This is a genomic window from Actinoplanes couchii (assembly GCF_016862075.1).
Taxonomy (GTDB): domain Bacteria; phylum Actinomycetota; class Actinomycetes; order Mycobacteriales; family Micromonosporaceae; genus Actinoplanes; species Actinoplanes couchii.
In genome coordinates this window covers 1-16,451 of the sequence record NZ_BOMG01000043.1, presented here as the reverse complement: position 1 = coordinate 16,451, position 16,451 = coordinate 1, and the positions used below count along the sequence as shown (strand labels likewise).

Annotated in this window: 11 protein-coding genes and 1 pseudogene; 9 read left to right on the top strand and 3 right to left on the bottom strand. The window is 72.5% G+C overall.

Going from position 1 to position 16,451, the window contains the following annotated elements:
• Both Aco03nite_RS16495 and Aco03nite_RS16490 read right to left on the bottom strand, forming a co-directional pair.
• Positions 1–752, bottom strand: a pseudogene (locus Aco03nite_RS16495) (hypothetical protein); the annotation flags it as partial.
• A 274-nt stretch (positions 753–1,026) separates the two neighbouring features.
• Positions 1,027–1,788 (bottom strand): glycerophosphodiester phosphodiesterase family protein, encoded by a 762-nt coding sequence (locus Aco03nite_RS16490; RefSeq protein WP_203796177.1) that lies wholly within the window; start codon positions 1,786–1,788, stop codon positions 1,027–1,029.
• A 307-nt stretch (positions 1,789–2,095) separates the two neighbouring features.
• Here Aco03nite_RS16490 and Aco03nite_RS16485 point away from each other — a divergent pair, with 307 nt between their 5' ends.
• The 9 genes from Aco03nite_RS16485 to Aco03nite_RS16445 all read left to right on the top strand — a co-directional run bounded on the left by Aco03nite_RS16485 (position 2,096) and on the right by Aco03nite_RS16445 (position 14,246).
• Positions 2,096–4,243, top strand: a complete 2,148-nt coding sequence (locus Aco03nite_RS16485; RefSeq protein ID WP_203796175.1) for an FAD-dependent oxidoreductase — start codon at positions 2,096–2,098, stop codon at positions 4,241–4,243.
• Positions 4,244–4,488: 245 nt separating this feature from the next.
• Entirely contained in the window at positions 4,489–5,169 is a 681-nt protein-coding gene (locus Aco03nite_RS16480; protein WP_239145210.1) for an L-type lectin-domain containing protein, read from the top strand.
• Positions 5,170–5,229: 60 nt separating this feature from the next.
• Positions 5,230–6,075, top strand: a complete 846-nt coding sequence (locus Aco03nite_RS16475) for a glycosyltransferase family 2 protein (protein WP_203796172.1) — start codon at positions 5,230–5,232, stop codon at positions 6,073–6,075.
• On the top strand, positions 6,072–7,169 hold the full coding sequence (locus Aco03nite_RS16470; RefSeq protein WP_203796170.1) for a glycosyltransferase family 4 protein: 1,098 nt from the start codon (positions 6,072–6,074) through the stop codon (positions 7,167–7,169). Before Aco03nite_RS16475 ends, Aco03nite_RS16470 begins: the two co-directional genes overlap by 4 nt.
• A complete protein-coding gene (locus Aco03nite_RS16465; protein ID WP_239145209.1) occupies positions 7,166–9,073 on the top strand; it encodes a hypothetical protein in 1,908 nt (635 codons plus the stop codon). The genes Aco03nite_RS16470 and Aco03nite_RS16465 overlap by 4 nt, the downstream gene beginning before the upstream one ends.
• The gene (locus tag Aco03nite_RS16460) at positions 9,070–10,497 is read left to right on the top strand and encodes a hypothetical protein (RefSeq protein ID WP_203796168.1); all 1,428 of its coding nucleotides are present in this window, start codon (positions 9,070–9,072) and stop codon (positions 10,495–10,497) included. The genes Aco03nite_RS16465 and Aco03nite_RS16460 overlap by 4 nt, the downstream gene beginning before the upstream one ends.
• Positions 10,491–11,789: a lipopolysaccharide biosynthesis protein gene (locus Aco03nite_RS16455; RefSeq protein ID WP_203796166.1), complete on the top strand. Its 1,299-nt coding sequence runs from the start codon at positions 10,491–10,493 to the stop codon at positions 11,787–11,789. Before Aco03nite_RS16460 ends, Aco03nite_RS16455 begins: the two co-directional genes overlap by 7 nt.
• Positions 11,786–13,027, top strand: coding sequence for a glycosyltransferase family 4 protein (locus Aco03nite_RS16450; RefSeq protein WP_203796164.1), 1,242 nt, complete (start codon positions 11,786–11,788; stop codon positions 13,025–13,027). Before Aco03nite_RS16455 ends, Aco03nite_RS16450 begins: the two co-directional genes overlap by 4 nt.
• Positions 13,002–14,246 carry a glycosyltransferase gene (locus Aco03nite_RS16445; protein WP_239145208.1) on the top strand — a complete coding sequence of 415 codons (1,245 nt, stop codon included), beginning with the start codon at positions 13,002–13,004 and terminating at the stop codon, positions 14,244–14,246. Before Aco03nite_RS16450 ends, Aco03nite_RS16445 begins: the two co-directional genes overlap by 26 nt.
• Here Aco03nite_RS16445 and Aco03nite_RS16440 read toward each other — a convergent pair.
• Entirely contained in the window at positions 14,174–15,793 is a 1,620-nt protein-coding gene (locus Aco03nite_RS16440) for a cellulase family glycosylhydrolase (RefSeq protein WP_203796162.1), read from the bottom strand. The genes Aco03nite_RS16445 and Aco03nite_RS16440 overlap by 73 nt on opposite strands.
• Between the last annotated feature and the right edge of the window lie 658 nt (positions 15,794–16,451).

The following is a 16,451-nucleotide window of genomic DNA, read 5'->3' as shown; positions in this document are numbered from 1 at the left end:
TTGTTGCCACCACCGTTGTTGCCGCCGTTGTTGCCGCCTCCGGCGGCGGTAGCGGTGACCCGGACGGAGTCGAGGGCGGGAGTCTGGTTGGCGCGCTCCATCATCGGGATGCGGTGCGAACCGTCACCGGCCCACGAGGAGCACTGGAACTCGCCCTCCTCGGGCAGTCCGGGCACCTGGATCACGACGGTGTCGGGCTCGGCGCCGCCCCGGCTGTCCTCGGTGGCGACGAAGAACGCCGGCACCGGTTCCGGGTTGGGCGCCGCGCTGTCGCTGTCGAGGATCCGGCAGGCGGTGTGGAAGTGGCCGCGGACGAGGCCGTTCTGCAGGACCGAGCTCTCCACGTAGTAGCCGCCCTGCCCGGCCGCGAGGAAGCGGTCCCGGATCAGGTTGCGGGTGCTGACGCGGAGCTGGAACGCCTCACCGACGGTGACGTTTCGTGGGGCGTCGGTGATCAGCAGTGTGGGGTTGTTGGCGGCCGCGCCGACCTCACCGAACTCCGTGGACACACAGCGCTCGCCCTTTTGGAAACCGTCGTGCGGCGCCAGCTGGCTGTCGATGCAGGTGTCGGTGAGGATCGTCAGGTTGTTGCCGACGACCTTGCCGGCGCCGCTCTCGGTGGCGGCCTTGGTGGAGGCGCCTGGGGTGTCGGCGGCGTTGGCGAACTGGGTGAAGCCGATGACCCCGCCGAGGGCGGTGACAACCGCGCCGGCGGCCAACAGCCGGGTACGAGTCTTACCCGAGCTTCGCATGACGAGACCTTCTTCTTCCGAATTCCCGGACCGCGGCCGCCCTCGTGGGGTGGAAGTACGGCGGCCGACGCCCAGACGTTAGGAGGAAGCCTTACAGAAAGCAATTCCGGTCCGTGAATTAGGGCATTCTTGCGGCCCACTTAAAAAAGATTTATGGAAGTCGCCTCGAACCCTGGACATCATCCGTTCGGCTGATGTCGGGGGTTCATGGTTTTTTGACAGAAAGTCTCTGACCAGGGACTGTAGCTGATGAACCTGTGAGCGGACGGTAGCCCTACGCTACCCACAATCCGCGCGCCGCATAGACGTCACGGAGTATCTCCAGGCGATCCGTCATGATGCCGTCGACGCCCATGTCGAGTAATCGAATGATTTCTTCGGGATCGTCGATCGTCCACACGTGAACGGCCAGTCCGAGCCGGTGCAGATAGGCCAGGAATCGCGCGGTGAGCACGGTGACCCGGCCGTGCCGGACCGGGATCTGGGCGGCCACCACCGACGTGGGCAGACGCAACGGCCACCCCACCGACGCGGCCATCCACAGCCGGGCGGTCGACCGCATGCCCAGCGAGGTGGCGATCCGGTCGCCGCCGAGGGCCCGCACCCGGGCGAGCCGGGCGTCGGCGAACGAGGCGAGCAGCACCCGGTCCTCGGCACCGGTGCGCCGGACCGCGTCCACCGCCGGCACCACCACCGCGTCGGCCTTGACGTCGATGTTGAACCGGATCGCCGGCCAGGCGTCGAGCACGTCGTCCAGGCGGGGCACCGCGGACTCCCCGCCGACCCGGACGGTGGCGAGGTCGGCCCAGGTCAGGTCCTCGACCCGGGCGGCGGTCCCGGCGACCCGGTCGAGCCCGGCGTCATGGATGACCACCGGAACCCCGTCGGAGGTGGCGTGCACGTCGGTCTCCACGTACCGGTAGCCCATCGCGACGGCCCGGGCGAAGGCGGCCTCGGTGTTCTCGTCACCGGCGGCGGCCCCGCCACGGTGAGCGAAGGCCAGAGGCCGGGGCGCGTCCAGGTACGGGTGTGGCACAGGGGCAGTATGCCGGGCTTTGTTGCACAGGCGTAAAAGACCTGTCGGCCCATTGACCCAGCCCTCGCGCGTGATGATCCTGGTCCCACAGCTGGGGGGCTGAGCACGGAAGGCAGGGCCGGAAACTGAACACCATCGAGGACGACGTGGCGGTACGCCGGCCGCTGGGGTCGCGCGCGCTGAAGAACCGTCTGGTGACCCGCCGGTTCGGCGCCCGCCGACGGGCCCGGCTGCGATTCACCCCCAGGTGGCCCTGCCAGAGGTGGCCGCTGGAGAAAGAGCAGTGGCCGCTGGAGGACGCGGGCCGATGACCGGTCCCGCGGTGGTGATCATCGGCGCCGGGATCGTCGGGTGCGCGCTGGCCGACGAGCTGACCGCCCGGGGCTGGACCGACGTCACCGTGCTGGACCAGGGGCCGCTCTTCACCGCGGGCGGATCCACCTCGCACACTCCGGGGCTGGCGTTCCGGATCGACGCGTCACGGACGATGACCCGGCTGGCCCGGTACACCGCGGAGAAGTACGCCCGGCTCGGCTGTTTCGAGGCGGTCGGCAGTCTCGAGGTGGCGTCCACCCCGGAACGACTGGCCGAGTTGCACCGCCGGTTCGGGTTCGGCCGGTCCTGGGGTGTCGACGCCACGGTCGTCGACCCGGCCGGGTGTGTGGCGCTCTTCCCGCTGCTGGACAAGACTGCCGTGCTCGGCGGGTTGCACGTCCCGGAGGACGGTGTGATCCCGGCCGTGCGGGCCGCCGAGATCCAGGCGGCGCGGGCCGGGAGCGCCGGCGCGCGGTTCCTCGGGAACAAGCGGGTCGACAGTGTCCGGTCGAGCGACGGCCGGGTCACCGGTGTACTGACCGCCGACGGCGAGACCTTCCCGGCCGCCGTGGTGGTCGAGTGCACCGGGTTCTGGGCCACCGGGCGGCCGCTGGTCCCGATGGTCCAGCAGTACGTCCGGACCAGCGCGGCGGGAGTCTCCGAGGGCCTGCCGATCCTCCGGCACCCCGATCGTGACCTCTACTTCCGGGTGCACGGGGACCGGCTCGGCGTCGGCTCGTACCGGCTGCTGCCGGGCCCGGCCGACCTCGGTGACCTGCCCGGCGACGGGCGCCCGGCGATGCTGCCGTTCACCCGGGAGGCGTTCCGGCCGTCGTGGACGGCGGCCACCGAGCTGCTCCCGGCGCTGCGCGACACCGCCCTGGAGGACGCCTTCGACGGGGTGCTGGCGGTGACCGCGGACGGGTACCCGGTGCTGGGCGAGGTCGATCCGGCCGGGCTGTGGATCGCGGCGGCGGTGCCGGTGGCCCACTCCGCCGGGGCGGCCAAGGCTCTCGCCGAGTGGATCGTCGACGGAGTCCCCGGGATCGACCTGCGGGAACTGGACGTCGACCGGTTCGGGGCGGCTCAGCGCGTACCGGCGTACATCAAAAGAAATGTGACCGCCGCGAGCGCGATCGCCCATCCGCACGCACCGCCGATCCTGCGAGATCTGCGAATCGGGGCATTTCACGCCAGGCAGGCCGAGCTGGGCGCGGTCTTCGGTGAGTCGGGCGGCTGGGAGAGACCACTGTGGTACGCGTCGAACCCGCCCCCGGACGACGCCCCGCCCGGTGACGAGTGGTCGTCGCGGTACGGCTCGCCGATCGCCGGGACCGAGGCGCTGCTGACCCGGCGCAAGGCCGGCCTCTTCGATCTGACCGCGTCGTCCCGGGCGGAGGTGCTCGGCCCGATGCCCGGCCCGCCGGTGGGTCAGTTCATCAGGTCCGGCGGGATGACCGTCGCGCGGGTGGCGGCGAACCGGATCCTGATGGTGGGTGGCGCCCCGCCGCGCCGGACCCCGCCGGGTGTCACGGTGCGTGACATCACCGGTGGCACGTGCGGCCTCGGCGTGTGGGGCCCGGTGGCCGGGGAGCTGGTCCTGCCGCTGACCGGGCCGGTCACCGCGGACGTCTGGGAGGGTCATCTCGGTCTGGTGCCGGTCACCATGCTGCGGGTGCCGTTGCTGGGCGAGCCGGGCTGGGAGATCTGGACCGAGGCCGGGTACGGGCCGCGGCTGTGGGACACGCTCTGGGCGGCCGGGCAGGAGTTCGGCCTGGTCGCGGCCGGTCAACTGGCGCTGGACTCGCTGCGGCTGGAGGCCGGGCGGCGGGCCGATCCGCCGGCCGAGGACCGCACCGATCCGGACCGGCGGCTGGCCTGTCTGCGGCTCGCCGACGGTGACGCCGTGCCGGCCGGTGGTGAGCCGGTGTACGCCGGCGGGTTCGCGGTCGGCCACGTCACCGAGGCGGCGTACGGCTGGACGGTGGGCGCCACGATCGCCTACGCGTGGTTACCGGGCGCGTTGTCCGGCCCCGGCACCCAGGTGGAGATCGGGTACTCCGACCGGATGCTGACCGCCGTGGTGACCGCGGATCCGGTGTTCCGGCCGGAGAACGAGGGTGCCCGGATCACCCGCTGAATCGGGATTTTCCAGCGGAAAGTGGCCTGGCTGTGCCTACGATCAACAACATCCCGCGTCGAAGCGCCATCCGTCCGGGGTAAATCGCACGACTCCGTCACACGGCTCTGCCGACTGACCTAGCTTAAGCCAGGTCTAAGTCGGGCAAATCCGTCGAAATGGAGTTTCTCGTGCGCTCTTCTCGTGCGCCCAGGACCGTTCGGGGCGGTCTGTGGGCCTCCGCTCTGCTGGTGATAGTGGCCGCGGTGAACACGGGAGGGGCCCCGCCCGCCAGCGCCGCCCCCGACGTGTACGCACCGCCTCTGGCCCTGAACGGCACCGCCTCGGTATTCGTGCGGGGCAGCCAGGGCGACCGGGTCATCCGGCTGACCGACGGCGGTTACAAGCAGACCGGCTCGGCCTGGAGCCTGATGCCGGTGGCGCTCGGCTATTCCTTCGAATCGACGTTCACCGCCCACATCGGCAACGGCCGGCCCGGCGCCGACGGCATCGCCTTCCTGGTCCAGGGCATCGGCCCGCGCGCGCTCGGCGGCTGGGGCGGCGGACTCGGTTACCGCGGCATCCGGCGGAGCGTGGCGGTCGAGTTCGACACGTACCAGAACACGCCCGACCCCAGCAGCAATCATCTCGCGGTGGTATTCGACGGCCACCCCGACAGCCACGAGACCTCGGCCCAGTCACCGGTGCCGCTCAACGGCAAGCCGTTCCGGGCCCGCGTCAAGTACGACGCCGGCCGTGAACGCCTGACCGTCTTCGTTCGCTCCACCGCCAAGGGCGCGCGCGAGAAGCAGGTGCTGAGCCGGCAGGTCGACCTGGCCCGCCGGATCGGCTCCGGCACCGCGTGGGTCGGGTTCACCGGCGCCACCGGCGACCTGACCTCGCGCCAGGACGTCTACCAGTGGTCGCTCGGCGCACCCAAGGACTGACCTTTTCCCGTGCGCCGGCCGGTGAAAGAGCCGGTGCTCCCTGCCCGATCGGAGACAGATATGCCCACGGTCGACCGTGTGCTCCCCGACAAGACCGCCCTGCGCGCCACCGACATCCCGGCTCCCGCGGCACCGCCCGGGAACGACGGCGTGCTCGAGCCCCGGATCAGCGTCATCGTCCCCGCGCTCAACGAGGCCCGGAACATCCCGCACGTCTTCGCCCGGCTTCCCCAGGTCGACGAGATCGTCCTGGTGGACGGCGGATCCACCGACGACACCGTGGCGGTGGCCCGCCGGCTGCGGCCCGACATCCGGGTCGTCCGGCAGAACCGCCGGGGCAAGGGCAACGCCCTGGCCTGTGGGTTCGCCGAGTCGACGGGCGACATCATCGTCATGATCGACGCCGACGGGTCGACCGACCCGATGGAGATCCCGGCCTTCGTCAAGGCGCTGCGCGAGGGCGCCGACTTCGCCAAGGGATCCCGGTTCCAGGCCAACGGCGGCAGCGCCGACATCACCCGGCTGCGGCGGGCCGGCAACAAGTGCCTCAGCCTGCTGGTCAACGTCCTGTTCCGGACCCGGTACAGCGACCTCTGCTACGGCTACAACGCGTTCTGGGCGCACTGCCTCGACGTCTTCGACCTGGACAGCACCTCACCGGCGCCGGACAACGCGGACGGCCGGCTGTGGGGCGACGGTTTCGAGATCGAGACGCTGCTCAACCTGCGGGCCGCCCGGGCCGAGCTGAAGATCACCGAGGTGCCCAGCTTCGAGCACAACCGGATCCACGGGGTCAGCAACCTCAACGCCTTCACCGACGGGATGCGGGTGCTGCGGACCATCGCCCGCGAGTGGAGCCCGCGCCGGGCCCGGACCGCCCGGGTGGCCCAGCGAGCCGCCCGATGAGGATCGGTGTCGTCTCGAACGCCTACCATCCCGACATCGGTGGGGTGGAGACCCACGTGAAGCGGCTGTGCGCCGGCCTGACCGCGGCCGGCGACGACGTCGAGGTGATCACCCAGCACTCCACCCGGTCGGTGGAGACCGTCGACGGTGTGCTCGTCCGTCGGTTCCCGCTCACCGTCCCGGCCGGCAACTACCGGCTCTCGGTGCCGCTCTGGCGCTGGCTGCGGGCCCACGCCGCGGAGTACGACGTCCTGCACGCCCACAGCTACCACGCCCTGGCCGCGCTCTGTGCCGCCCTGGGCAACCGGGCTCCGCTGGTGTTCACCCCGCACTACCACGGGACCGGGCACACCCGGTTCCGGGCCGCGCTGCACCCGCTGTACCGGCCGCTCGGCCGGGCGGTGATGACCCGCGCCTCGGCCGTCGTCTGTGTCACCTCGGCCGAACGTGAGCTGGTGCTGCGGGACTTCCCGGAGGTCGGCACCCGGGCCGTGGTGATCCCGAACGGCACCGACCCGCGCCCGGCGCCCCGCCGCGGCGCTCCCGGCAAGACCCGGCGCATCCTCTGCGTCGGGCGGCTGGAGCAGTACAAACGTGTCGACCGGGTGATCCGGGCGATGACCCGGCTCGGCCCGGAGCACCGCCTCGACGTGATCGGCACCGGACCGGCCGCGGACCGGCTGCGCCAGCTCGCCGCCGGTCTCGGGCTGGCCGGCCGGGTGGTCTTCCACGGGCGGCTGGACGACGCCGCCTTCGACGCCTGTGTCGCGAGCGCGTCGGCGGCCGTGTCCGCCTCCGCGCACGAGGCCTTCGGCATGTCGGTGGCCGACGCGCTCGCCGCCGGGCTGCCCACCGTCGCCACCCCGATCCCGGCGCACCGCGAGGTCGCCGGGCTGGCCGGGGACAGCGCCTGGCTGCGGTTCGCCGACCCGGAGGACGAGGCCGGGCTGGCCGCCGCGCTGCAGGACGCCGCCGCGGTCGGCCGGACCCGTCCGGCGATCCTGCCGACCTGGGCGGACGTGGTCGGCGCGACCCGCAACATCTACGCCGCGGTGGCCTGCCGGACGGCACCCGTGGGGGCCGTCAGCCGATGATTGCCGCCACGGCCAGTCCCACGGTCGGCCGGCGGGGCGATCGGGAAACCGGGCCGGCCGGCCGCGCCCGGTACGCCGTCGCCGCCGGGCTCAGCCTCACCGTCGCCGGTGCGGCCGGTGCCACCGCCCTGGTCACCGCGTACCAGCGGGCCGAGTGGGGACAGGACGGCGCGTTCAGCTGGTTCTGGGCGGGCATGCTGATCTTCAGCCTGCCCGCCGCCTGGTGGGCGGTGCGGCGCGGCACCAGCGCCCGGCTGCGCCTCGCCGTCCTGATCGGTTACGCCTGCTTCACCTTCCTGCCGAAGCTGCTGCGCAACCCGGGCGGCCCGCTCTACCACGACGAGTACGCCCACTGGGGCCAGGCCCAGGACATCGTCCTGGACGGTGTGCTCTTCCAGCAGAACCCGATCGTCCGGGTGATCGGCGACTATCCGGGCCTGCACGCCACCGTCGCGTCGCTGTCCTCGCTCACCGGGCTGACCGTCTGGCACGCCGCCCAGTTCCTCCTGATCGTGGCGCACGTCCTGGTCACGCTCGGGGTGGCGGTGCTGGCCGCGCAGCTGTGGCCGGACGCCCGGATCGCCGCCGCGGCCGCCGTGGTCTACAGCCTGAACAGCTCGTTCCTCTACTTCGACACCCAGCTCGGTTACGAGTCGCTGGCGATCGGGGTGCTGGTGTGGGCGCTGGCCGCCGCACTGCGCGCGATCCGGGCCGGCACCTCCGGCGCCCGGCTCGGCTGGTCGGCGCTGACCGTGCTGCTCACCGTGGCGATCACCGCCACCCACCACCTGACCGCGATCTGGCTGACCGGCATGCTGTTCCTGATCGCGCTGTCCTGTTCGATCTTCCGGGTGCCGGCCCGGACGGCCTGGTCGCTGACCGGGATCTCCGGGTTGTCGGTCGGCCTGTGGATGGCCTCGGTGTCGCCCCGCACCGGGCGGTACCTGGAGCCCTACCTGGGCCGGGCCCTCGACCAGTTCGGCGGCATGGCCGGCTCCGGTTCCGGCGGGCGCACCCTGTTCAGCCAGTCGGTGGCCCCGTGGTGGGAGCAGTACGCCGCCTACGCGGCCCCGGTCTGCGCGGCACTGGCCACGGCCGGTGCGGCGGTGCTCTGGTGGCAGCGCCGGCACACCGCGGAGCCGGTCACCAAGGCCGCCTCGGCGGCGATGCTGATGCTCGGCGCGCTCTACTTCCCGGCCACCCTGCTGATCCTGACCCCGTCCGGGGCCGAGGGCGCCCGCCGTTCCTGGGCGTTCAGTTACCTCGGCATCGCCCTGGCGGTCGCCCCGTTGATCATCGCACTGCTGGACCGGTCCCGCCGCCGGATCAGCGGTTCCGGTGTGCTGCTGCTCGCCGGATGCGGCCTGGTCATGATCGGTAACACCGCGGCCGGGATGAACCCGTCGTACCGGTTCCCCGGCCCGGCGGTCTTCGGCTCGGACACCCGGGCCGCCACCCCCGAGGTGCTGGCCGCGGCCGAGTGGCTGCGCCAGACCCACGGGCGCGGGGCCCGGCTGGTCGCCGACCGCTACTCCGGGCTGATCTTCGGCTCGTACGGCGAACAGGAGCCCACCACCGGATCGGAGAGCTTCCCGGCCTACCAGCTCTACATCGCCAAACCCGGCAGCCCGATGCCGGAGGGCCTGATGCGGCAACTCCGCGACTGGCGTTTCGAATATCTGGTCGTCGACCGCCGGATGGCCGAGCAGGTTCCCGAGATCAAGATCTATTTCGAGAACAACGAGCCGATCCCGCACGACGGCAAGCCCGGATTCACCCGGGCCCAGCTGACCAAGTTCGACACCATGCCCTGGCTGATCAAGGTCTACGACGGCCCGCACATCGCGATCTACCGCTTCGACTTCGGCAGCGCGGGGCAGCCCATCCGCACGGGGGCCCGATGATCCGGACACTGCTCACGGCGTACGCCGCCCTCATCGCTCTGCTCCTCGCCGTCGGCCGGCCCTGGCCGGCGGCTCCGCTCTGCCTGATCGCCCTGCTCGCCATCGGCGCCCTCTGGCTGCGCGCCCTCCCCGGAATCCCGGTCGAGACGGCCGTCCCCGCCGTCCGCGGTGGGCTGGCCGCGATCGCCGGCCTGGTCACCGTCCCCCTGGTGGCACTCTGCCTGCACGCGGTCGGCGCCCCGGTCCGTCCCGGCCCGCTGATCATCGGATGCGCGGTGCTGGTCACCGTCCTCGGCGCCGTCGCCCTCCTGCGCCCCGGTTCCGGTTCCCCCGAAAAACCCTCCACCACGCCCATCGGGTACGCCCGGAGCACAGCGGCCGTGGCCGTCCCGGTGGTCCTGGCGGTGGCCGTCGGCGGCGTGGCCGTGCACGGTTACCGGATCGGCCCGAGCCCGGCCGAACCGGGTTACCTGAGCATCGCCCTCAACGGCTGGGCCGCCGCCATCGACCGTCCGGTGACCGTCCCGGCCCGTGGCCTGGCCGTCCCGATCCGGGTGGCCAGCGCCGGTCTCGCCGAGATCACCGGCCTGCTGCAACTGCGGATCGGCGGCACGGTGGTGGACCGCGAACCGATGACGCTGGCCGCCGACACGATCCGTTTCCTGACCGTGCACGTGCCGGCCCCGCCCTCGGACGGGCACCTGCGCGCGGTGGACATCAGCATCGGCGACACCAGCACCGGCTTCTACGCCCGGTCCCTGGCGGTTCCGCACCCGTCCGCCCAGCCCCAGCCGGTGGCGCCGGCCCGCACCGGCACCGATACCGACCCGGGTACCGGCACCGGCACCGGCGACCGTGCCACGGCCACCGGCTCGTGGACCGGGCCCCGGACGGTGCGCGGCGGCGGCCGGGACGCGTCGCTGGCGACACCGCCCGCCGACATCCGGCACACCCGCGCCGGCGCGACGTACAAGGTCGAGCGCCCGCCGACGTCGCCCCCGCCCGCGGACCGGGACACCCCGCCGGACCGCGACCCGCCGCCCGCCCGGCCGGCCGATCCGGACCGGGAACCGGCCGACACCGGCGACGGCCACCGGAGCCGGCCGAAACCCATCCCGCAGCCGCCCGATCCGATGGACACCGCGGAGGAGCCGGTCGCGGTCTCGTCCGGCGGCCACATGACCGACCCGGAGCCGCAGTTCACCAGGCCGCACCGGCCGGCTCACCGGGCCTCCTCGTGGTCCTCCTCCTGGTCGTCCTCGTGGTCCTATTCGTGGTCGTCGTCGCGGCCGGACCGGCGGACCTGGAAGTCCGAGCGGCGCTGGACCAGCGACAAACGCTGGAAGCACGGGAAGCAGGTGCGGCACTGGCGGTCCGTCGACACCCGGATGTGCCGGAACGCAGAGGAGCCGTTCGCGTGCTGATCGGTGCCGTCCGGCGGCTCTCCGCGGACTCGCTGGCCCGCAACAGCCTGCTGATCATGGCGACCACGGTCGGCAACGGCGGGCTGGGATACCTCTACTGGATGGTGGCGGCCCGGACCGTACCGCCGGAACGGATCGGCCTGGCGACCGCGGTGATCTCCGCCGCCACCGCGGTCAGCATGCTCGCCAACCTGGGCGCCGGGCACATGTTCATCCAGCGCCTGCCCGGCGCCGACGCGGCCGGCTGGACCCGGATCGTGGTCTGCGGCCTGGCCCTGAGCTCGGCGGCCACCGCGGTGACGGCGACCGTGGCGGCGTACGCGGTCCCGGTCTTCTCCGGCAACTTCGCCTTCCTGAGCGGTCCCGGCGGCACCCCGGCGCTGATCGCCGCCGCCCTCGCGGTGACCCTGACGACCCTGCTGGACAACCTCTGGGTGGCCCACCGGTCCGGGCACGGCATGCTGATCCGCAACCTGACCGTCGCCATCGGCAAGATCCTCACGCTGGCCGCGGTGCTCGCCCTCGGTCTGCAGGGCGCCGTCGCGATCCTGCTCTCCTACGTCCTGCCGACCCTGCTGATCAGCCTGTTCACGGTGGCCGTCGCGGTCCGCCGGCTGCGCCCGCCCGGACCGGTGCGGACCTCGCTCGCCGCCGGGCTGCGGTCGGAGCTGCCGCACCTGCGGGACGCGCTCACCGGGCACCACCTGATCAACCTGACCCAGGCCGGCCCGGCCGCGCTGCTCCCGGTGCTGGTCACCGCGCACCTCGGATCGGAGTCGAACGCCCACTTCTACCTGGCGTGGATGACCGCGTCGATGCTGTTCATGGTCTCCCCGGCGGTGGCGTCGGCGCTCTACGCGGAACGCGCCAACGCGGTGACGGTCCCGGTCTCCCGGGCCGCCGTGGTGGTCGCCGCGGTCGTCGGGCTGCCCACCGCCGTGCTGCTGGTGGCCGGCGACCAGATCCTGGGCCTGTTCAGCGCGGACTACGCCGCCGAGGGCGGGCTGCTGTTGCGGATCCTGGTGCTCGCCGCCCTGCCCGACGCGGTGGTCAACCTGGCCGTGGCGCACTGGCGGTCGGCCGGCGAGTTCCGCCGCTGCCGCCGCCTCAACCTGGTCCGGGCGGTCACCTGCCTGTCGCTGGCCTGGCTGCTGCTGCCCGGCTCCGGCGTCACCGGCGCCGGGATCGCCTGGCTGACCGGCCAGATCGCGGCGGCGGTCCTGGTGGTGGCGACCACCGCCCGCCGGGCCCGCCCCGTCCTTCGCGAAGCACCCACCGGGAGCCACCGATGAAGATCCTGCACCTGTCCAACCTGTACGCGCCGGTCATCGGCGGCCTGGAACGCAGCATCGCCACCAGCGGCGCGGAGATGGTCCGGCGCGGGCACGAGATCACCGTGCTGACCCTGTCGATCCCGGGCGCACCGGCCCGGGAGACGATCGGCGGGGTCCGGGTGATCCGGGTCCGGAGCGTGGCGAACACCCTGGTCCCGGGCATGAACCGGGATCCGCGCAAACCGTTCCACCCGACCACCGCCGACCCGCTGACCACCGCCGCGATCGCCGGTGTGCTGCGCGAGGGCGACTACGACCTGGTGCACAGCCACGACTGGTTGATGTACAGCTACCTGCCGCTGCACGGCACCCCGCTGGGCCTGCCGCACGTGCACACCGCCCACGACTTCGGGCTGACGTGTGTGCGCAAGACGTTCGCCCGGGACGGCCGCCGCTGCGACGGCCCCAGCCTGGGCCGCTGCGTCCCGTGCGCCGCCGGTCAGTATGGCACCCCGAAGTCGGCCCTGCTCACCGCCGGTCTGCGGGCCCACCGGCACCGGGGCATCGACTGCCTGACCGCGATCTCGAACTCGGTGGCGTCGGCGCTGAACCTGGCCCGGCTCCCCGGCGAACTACCGGTCCAGGTGATCTCCAGCCTGGTCCCGGACGGCCTGGACGAGCTGGCCCGGGCCACCCCGAGGCCGGAGTGGCTGCCGGACCGGCCGTACCTGCTCTTCGTCGGCCAGCTCGGCCCGCACAAGGGCATCGACGTGCTGTTCGACGCCTACGGGAAACTGTGCGCCGACTGGACCGGGCCGGACGAACCCCCGGAACTGGTCTGCCTCGGCACCCGCCGCGAGGACACCCCGTCGATCCCGGACGGGGTGCTGCTGCGCACCGACGTACCGCATCCGCAGGTGATGTCGGCCTGGCGGCACGCCGCCGCCGGAGTGGTCCCGTCGCTGCTGGAAGGCATGGGACAGGTCGCCGTCGAGGCGATGCTGGCCGGCGCGCCGCTGATCGCGTCGGCCTCCGGCGGGCTGCTCGACGTGGTCGGCGACCCCGCCAACGGGCTGCTGGTGCCGCCCGGCGACGCCGACGCCCTGCACCACGCGATCCGGCGGGTGCTCACCGACCCCGAACTGGCCGCCCGGCTGCGTGCCGACGGCCAACGGCGTGGCCTGGAGTTCACCGCCGCCCGTGTCGTACCCCAGATCGAGGAGGTCTACCGTGCCTGCATCGCCGCCGCCCGCTGACTCGCGGCCCCGGATCCTCGTGGTCGGCTCCGGATGGCATTTCCTCTCCGGGATCAGCTACTACACCTGCCGGCTCAGCAACGCGCTGCGGGACCGCTACCAGGTCGGCGCGATCCTGATGCGACGGCTGCTGCCGGCCCGGCTCTATCCCGGCCGGGAGCGGGTCGGTCACCGCCTGGCGGATCTTCAATACGCTTCCGGCGTACGCGTTTTCGACGGCATCGACTGGTGGGGTGTGCCCAGCCTGATCCGGGCCGTCCGGTTCCTGCGCGACTTCCGCCCCGACGTGCTGGTCCTGCAGTGGTGGACCGGTGCGGTGCTGCACTCGTACCTGGTCCTGGTCCTGGCCGCCCGGCGGCGCGGGATCCGGGTGATCGTCGAGTTCCACGAGGTGCAGGACACCGGGGAGGCCCGGCACCGGTGGGCGGCCCGGTACGTGCGCGGATTCATCCGCCCGCTGCTCAGCCGCACCGACGGGGTGGTCGTGCACTCGCGGTACGACCGAGCGGCCCTCGACGAGGCGTACGGGCTGGGTGATGTGCCGTCCGAAGTGGCCCTGCATGGGCCGTTCGACCATCACCGGACCACCCGCCGGCCCGCCTCCGCTGCTGCCCCGGTCTCCGGGGACGGCATGTGCCGGCTGCTGTTCTTCGGGACCATCCGGCCGTACAAAGGCCTGGAGGATCTGATCTCGGCCTTCGCCGACCTGGGCCCGCAGTACCACCTCACCGTGGTGGGGGAGACCTGGGAGGGCTGGACCGGGCCCGGCGAGCTGATCGCCACGTCACCGGTCCGGGACCGGATCGCGTTCGTCAACAGGTACGTCCCGGATGCCGAGGTGAACGAGTACTTCGCCGGGGCGGACGTGGTGGTGCTGCCGTACCGCCGCAGTTCGGCCAGCGGGCCGCTGCACATCGCGATGAGCCACGGCCTGCCGGTGGTGGTGACCGCGGTCGGCGGCCTCGTCGAAGCCGCCGAACACTACAGCGGCACCGTCTTCGTGCCCGCCGGTGAACCCGGCGAACTGCGGGAGGGCATCGTGCGTGCCGCCGGCCTGTCCGGCCGCCGGCACGCCGACCCCTCCTCCTGGGGGCGCACGGTCGACGCGTACACCCGCCTGCTCACCCGCCTAGGGGTGGTGCCGGCTCAGCCCGCGACCGGCGTCAGCGCCACGTCGTCGAACCACACCGAGCCCTTGTTGTCGCCGGACTTCAGGTGAAGCTGGACGCCGGTCGCCCCGGCCGGGGCGACCGCGTCGACGGTCAGCCGGGTCCACTCGCTGGCGCCCTTGGCCACCTGCTTCGAACTGTTCTGGCCCAGCCACTTGCCGTTCACGTCGAACCAGCTCAGCGCCATCTCGTTGGAGCCGGTCACACCGGCGCCGCGGGCCCACACCTCGGCGTGCCACGACTGGCCGCCGGACACCGGGGCGATCGGCGCGGTCCGGATCGACGGCAGGTTCGAGCCGTCCCGGCCGGTGCCGGTGAACCGGGCCGAGAACTCGCCGGTCCGGGCCGCGTCCCGGGCCCGCGTCGCCACCCCGGACGTACCCTCCTCGACCAGGTACGGACGCCACGGCGACGCCGACTGACCCGCCTCGAAACCGAGGTCCAGCAGATCGTTCGTCAGCTCCTCACCGGCCCACGCGGCCCGGACCACGGACGCGGCGAACTTCGGCGTCCCATCCGCCCGGTACAGGCCGAACTTGTACTGCGCCGGCACCTTCGACACCTGCGAGTTCGACGGGATCGCCCCGTCCGCGAAGTCGAACAGCGTCCACGGCGACACCGAACCGACACCGGCCACCCGCGCCGCCCGGAACGTCCGCGCCAGGTACGCGCCCTGCTCACCCTCACTGCCGATGGCGGCCGTGCTCATCCCGGTCTCGCCGATCACGATCGGGGTCGGCGCCACCGCGTCCTGCGCCCGGCGGATCTCGCCCAGCGCCCGCTCCGAGTTGCCGTAGAAGTGGAAGTCGTAGTAGTCCAGCGGGGTCTCGGTCAGCGCCGCCTTGATCCGGCCCAGCCCGGTCGCGCCGCTCTGGCCGTCCACCGACAGGGTCAGCGGCATCTGCGGAACCGCCTCCCGGACCGCCGGGATCAGCTGTCGCACCCACTCGATCGCCGCCGGGTCGGTCGACACGAACTCGTTCTTCAGCTCCACCGACAGCACCCGCTCGTCGTCGGCGTACGGCGCCAGCACCGTCTTCGCCCAGGCGGCGCTGCCGGCCGCGTCGGTGTAGTTGGCCCACCAGTCGAACAGGGTCAGCTTCACCGTCAGGTTGTTGGCGTCCGCGATGCTGATGAACTTGCGCAGCCGCTCGGCGTAGTCGGCCTTGGGCCGCGGGTACCCGAACGCCTGCGGGAAGACGATCACCCGGACGTTGTCCGCCCCGAGAGCCGCGGCCCGGGCCATGTCCGCGTCGACACGTGCGGCGTCGAACCCGGTCCACATGGCCGACCAGCCCGCGTTGGACGGGTAGTAGTTGATGCTCTTCGCCGAGGTGACCGCGGCGAGCCGGCTCTCCAGCAGACTCTGCGGAACCACCGCCGAGTCCGTCCCGCCCGCCGTCGCCTCCGTGCCGGTCCCGGCCTCGGTCCCGGTCGCGGTCCCGCTCTCGGTCGTGGTGTCCATCTCGGACGCCACTCCCACGATCGCCGCCGACCGCGCCGGTTTCGCCGAGGCGGTCGTTTGGAACGCGGGTACCGCAATGCCGAGCAGGAGCGATGACGCCAGAATCGCCGCACTGGTGCGAGCAGTACTCACGTAGGCCAGCCCTTCACTTTCCGGTGGGGTAGTGCCCCTCCATTCGGCCGTCCCCCGGCACCCGGCAGTGCCGATCCGATGCAGTGCGGTTGCCTTACGGGAGCGGCCCACCGGGGCCTCTCAAGTAGCCCCCACCCCCACCGCCCACCCCTTGCCGGCCCGCCTCTTGCCCACTCACCTCCCGGCGGCCCGCCTACCCACCCGCCTCTTGGTGGGCCACCCACCTACTCACCTCTCGCCGGCCCGCCTACCCACCCGCCTCTTGGTGGTCGGCCTCTGCCCACCCCGCCTCTTGGCGGACGGCCCGCTTGCGCACCCACCTCTTGCCGCCTACCCCCTTGCCGCCCCACTCATCGCCGCGCGTGAGCCGGCCCGTTGCGCTGATTTTCTCTTTTGTCCCCTTTTGCGCGGTGATCCTTGCCTGTTTCAGGCGGCCCCGTCTGCCGGTGCCGCGGATAGGCGAAAGGCCGGGCGCACGGCGCGCGCCCGGCCTTTCGCCTTACTGGCTCTCTGGTCGAGGTCGGCAGCTACGGCACCGCCACCCGGATGGGCAGCGCCGGAATCCGTGCGAAGGCCAACGCCTCAGACCACCGTGAGGCCTCAGACCACCGCGAGGCCTCAGACCACCGTGAGGCCTCAGACCACCGCGAGGCCTCAG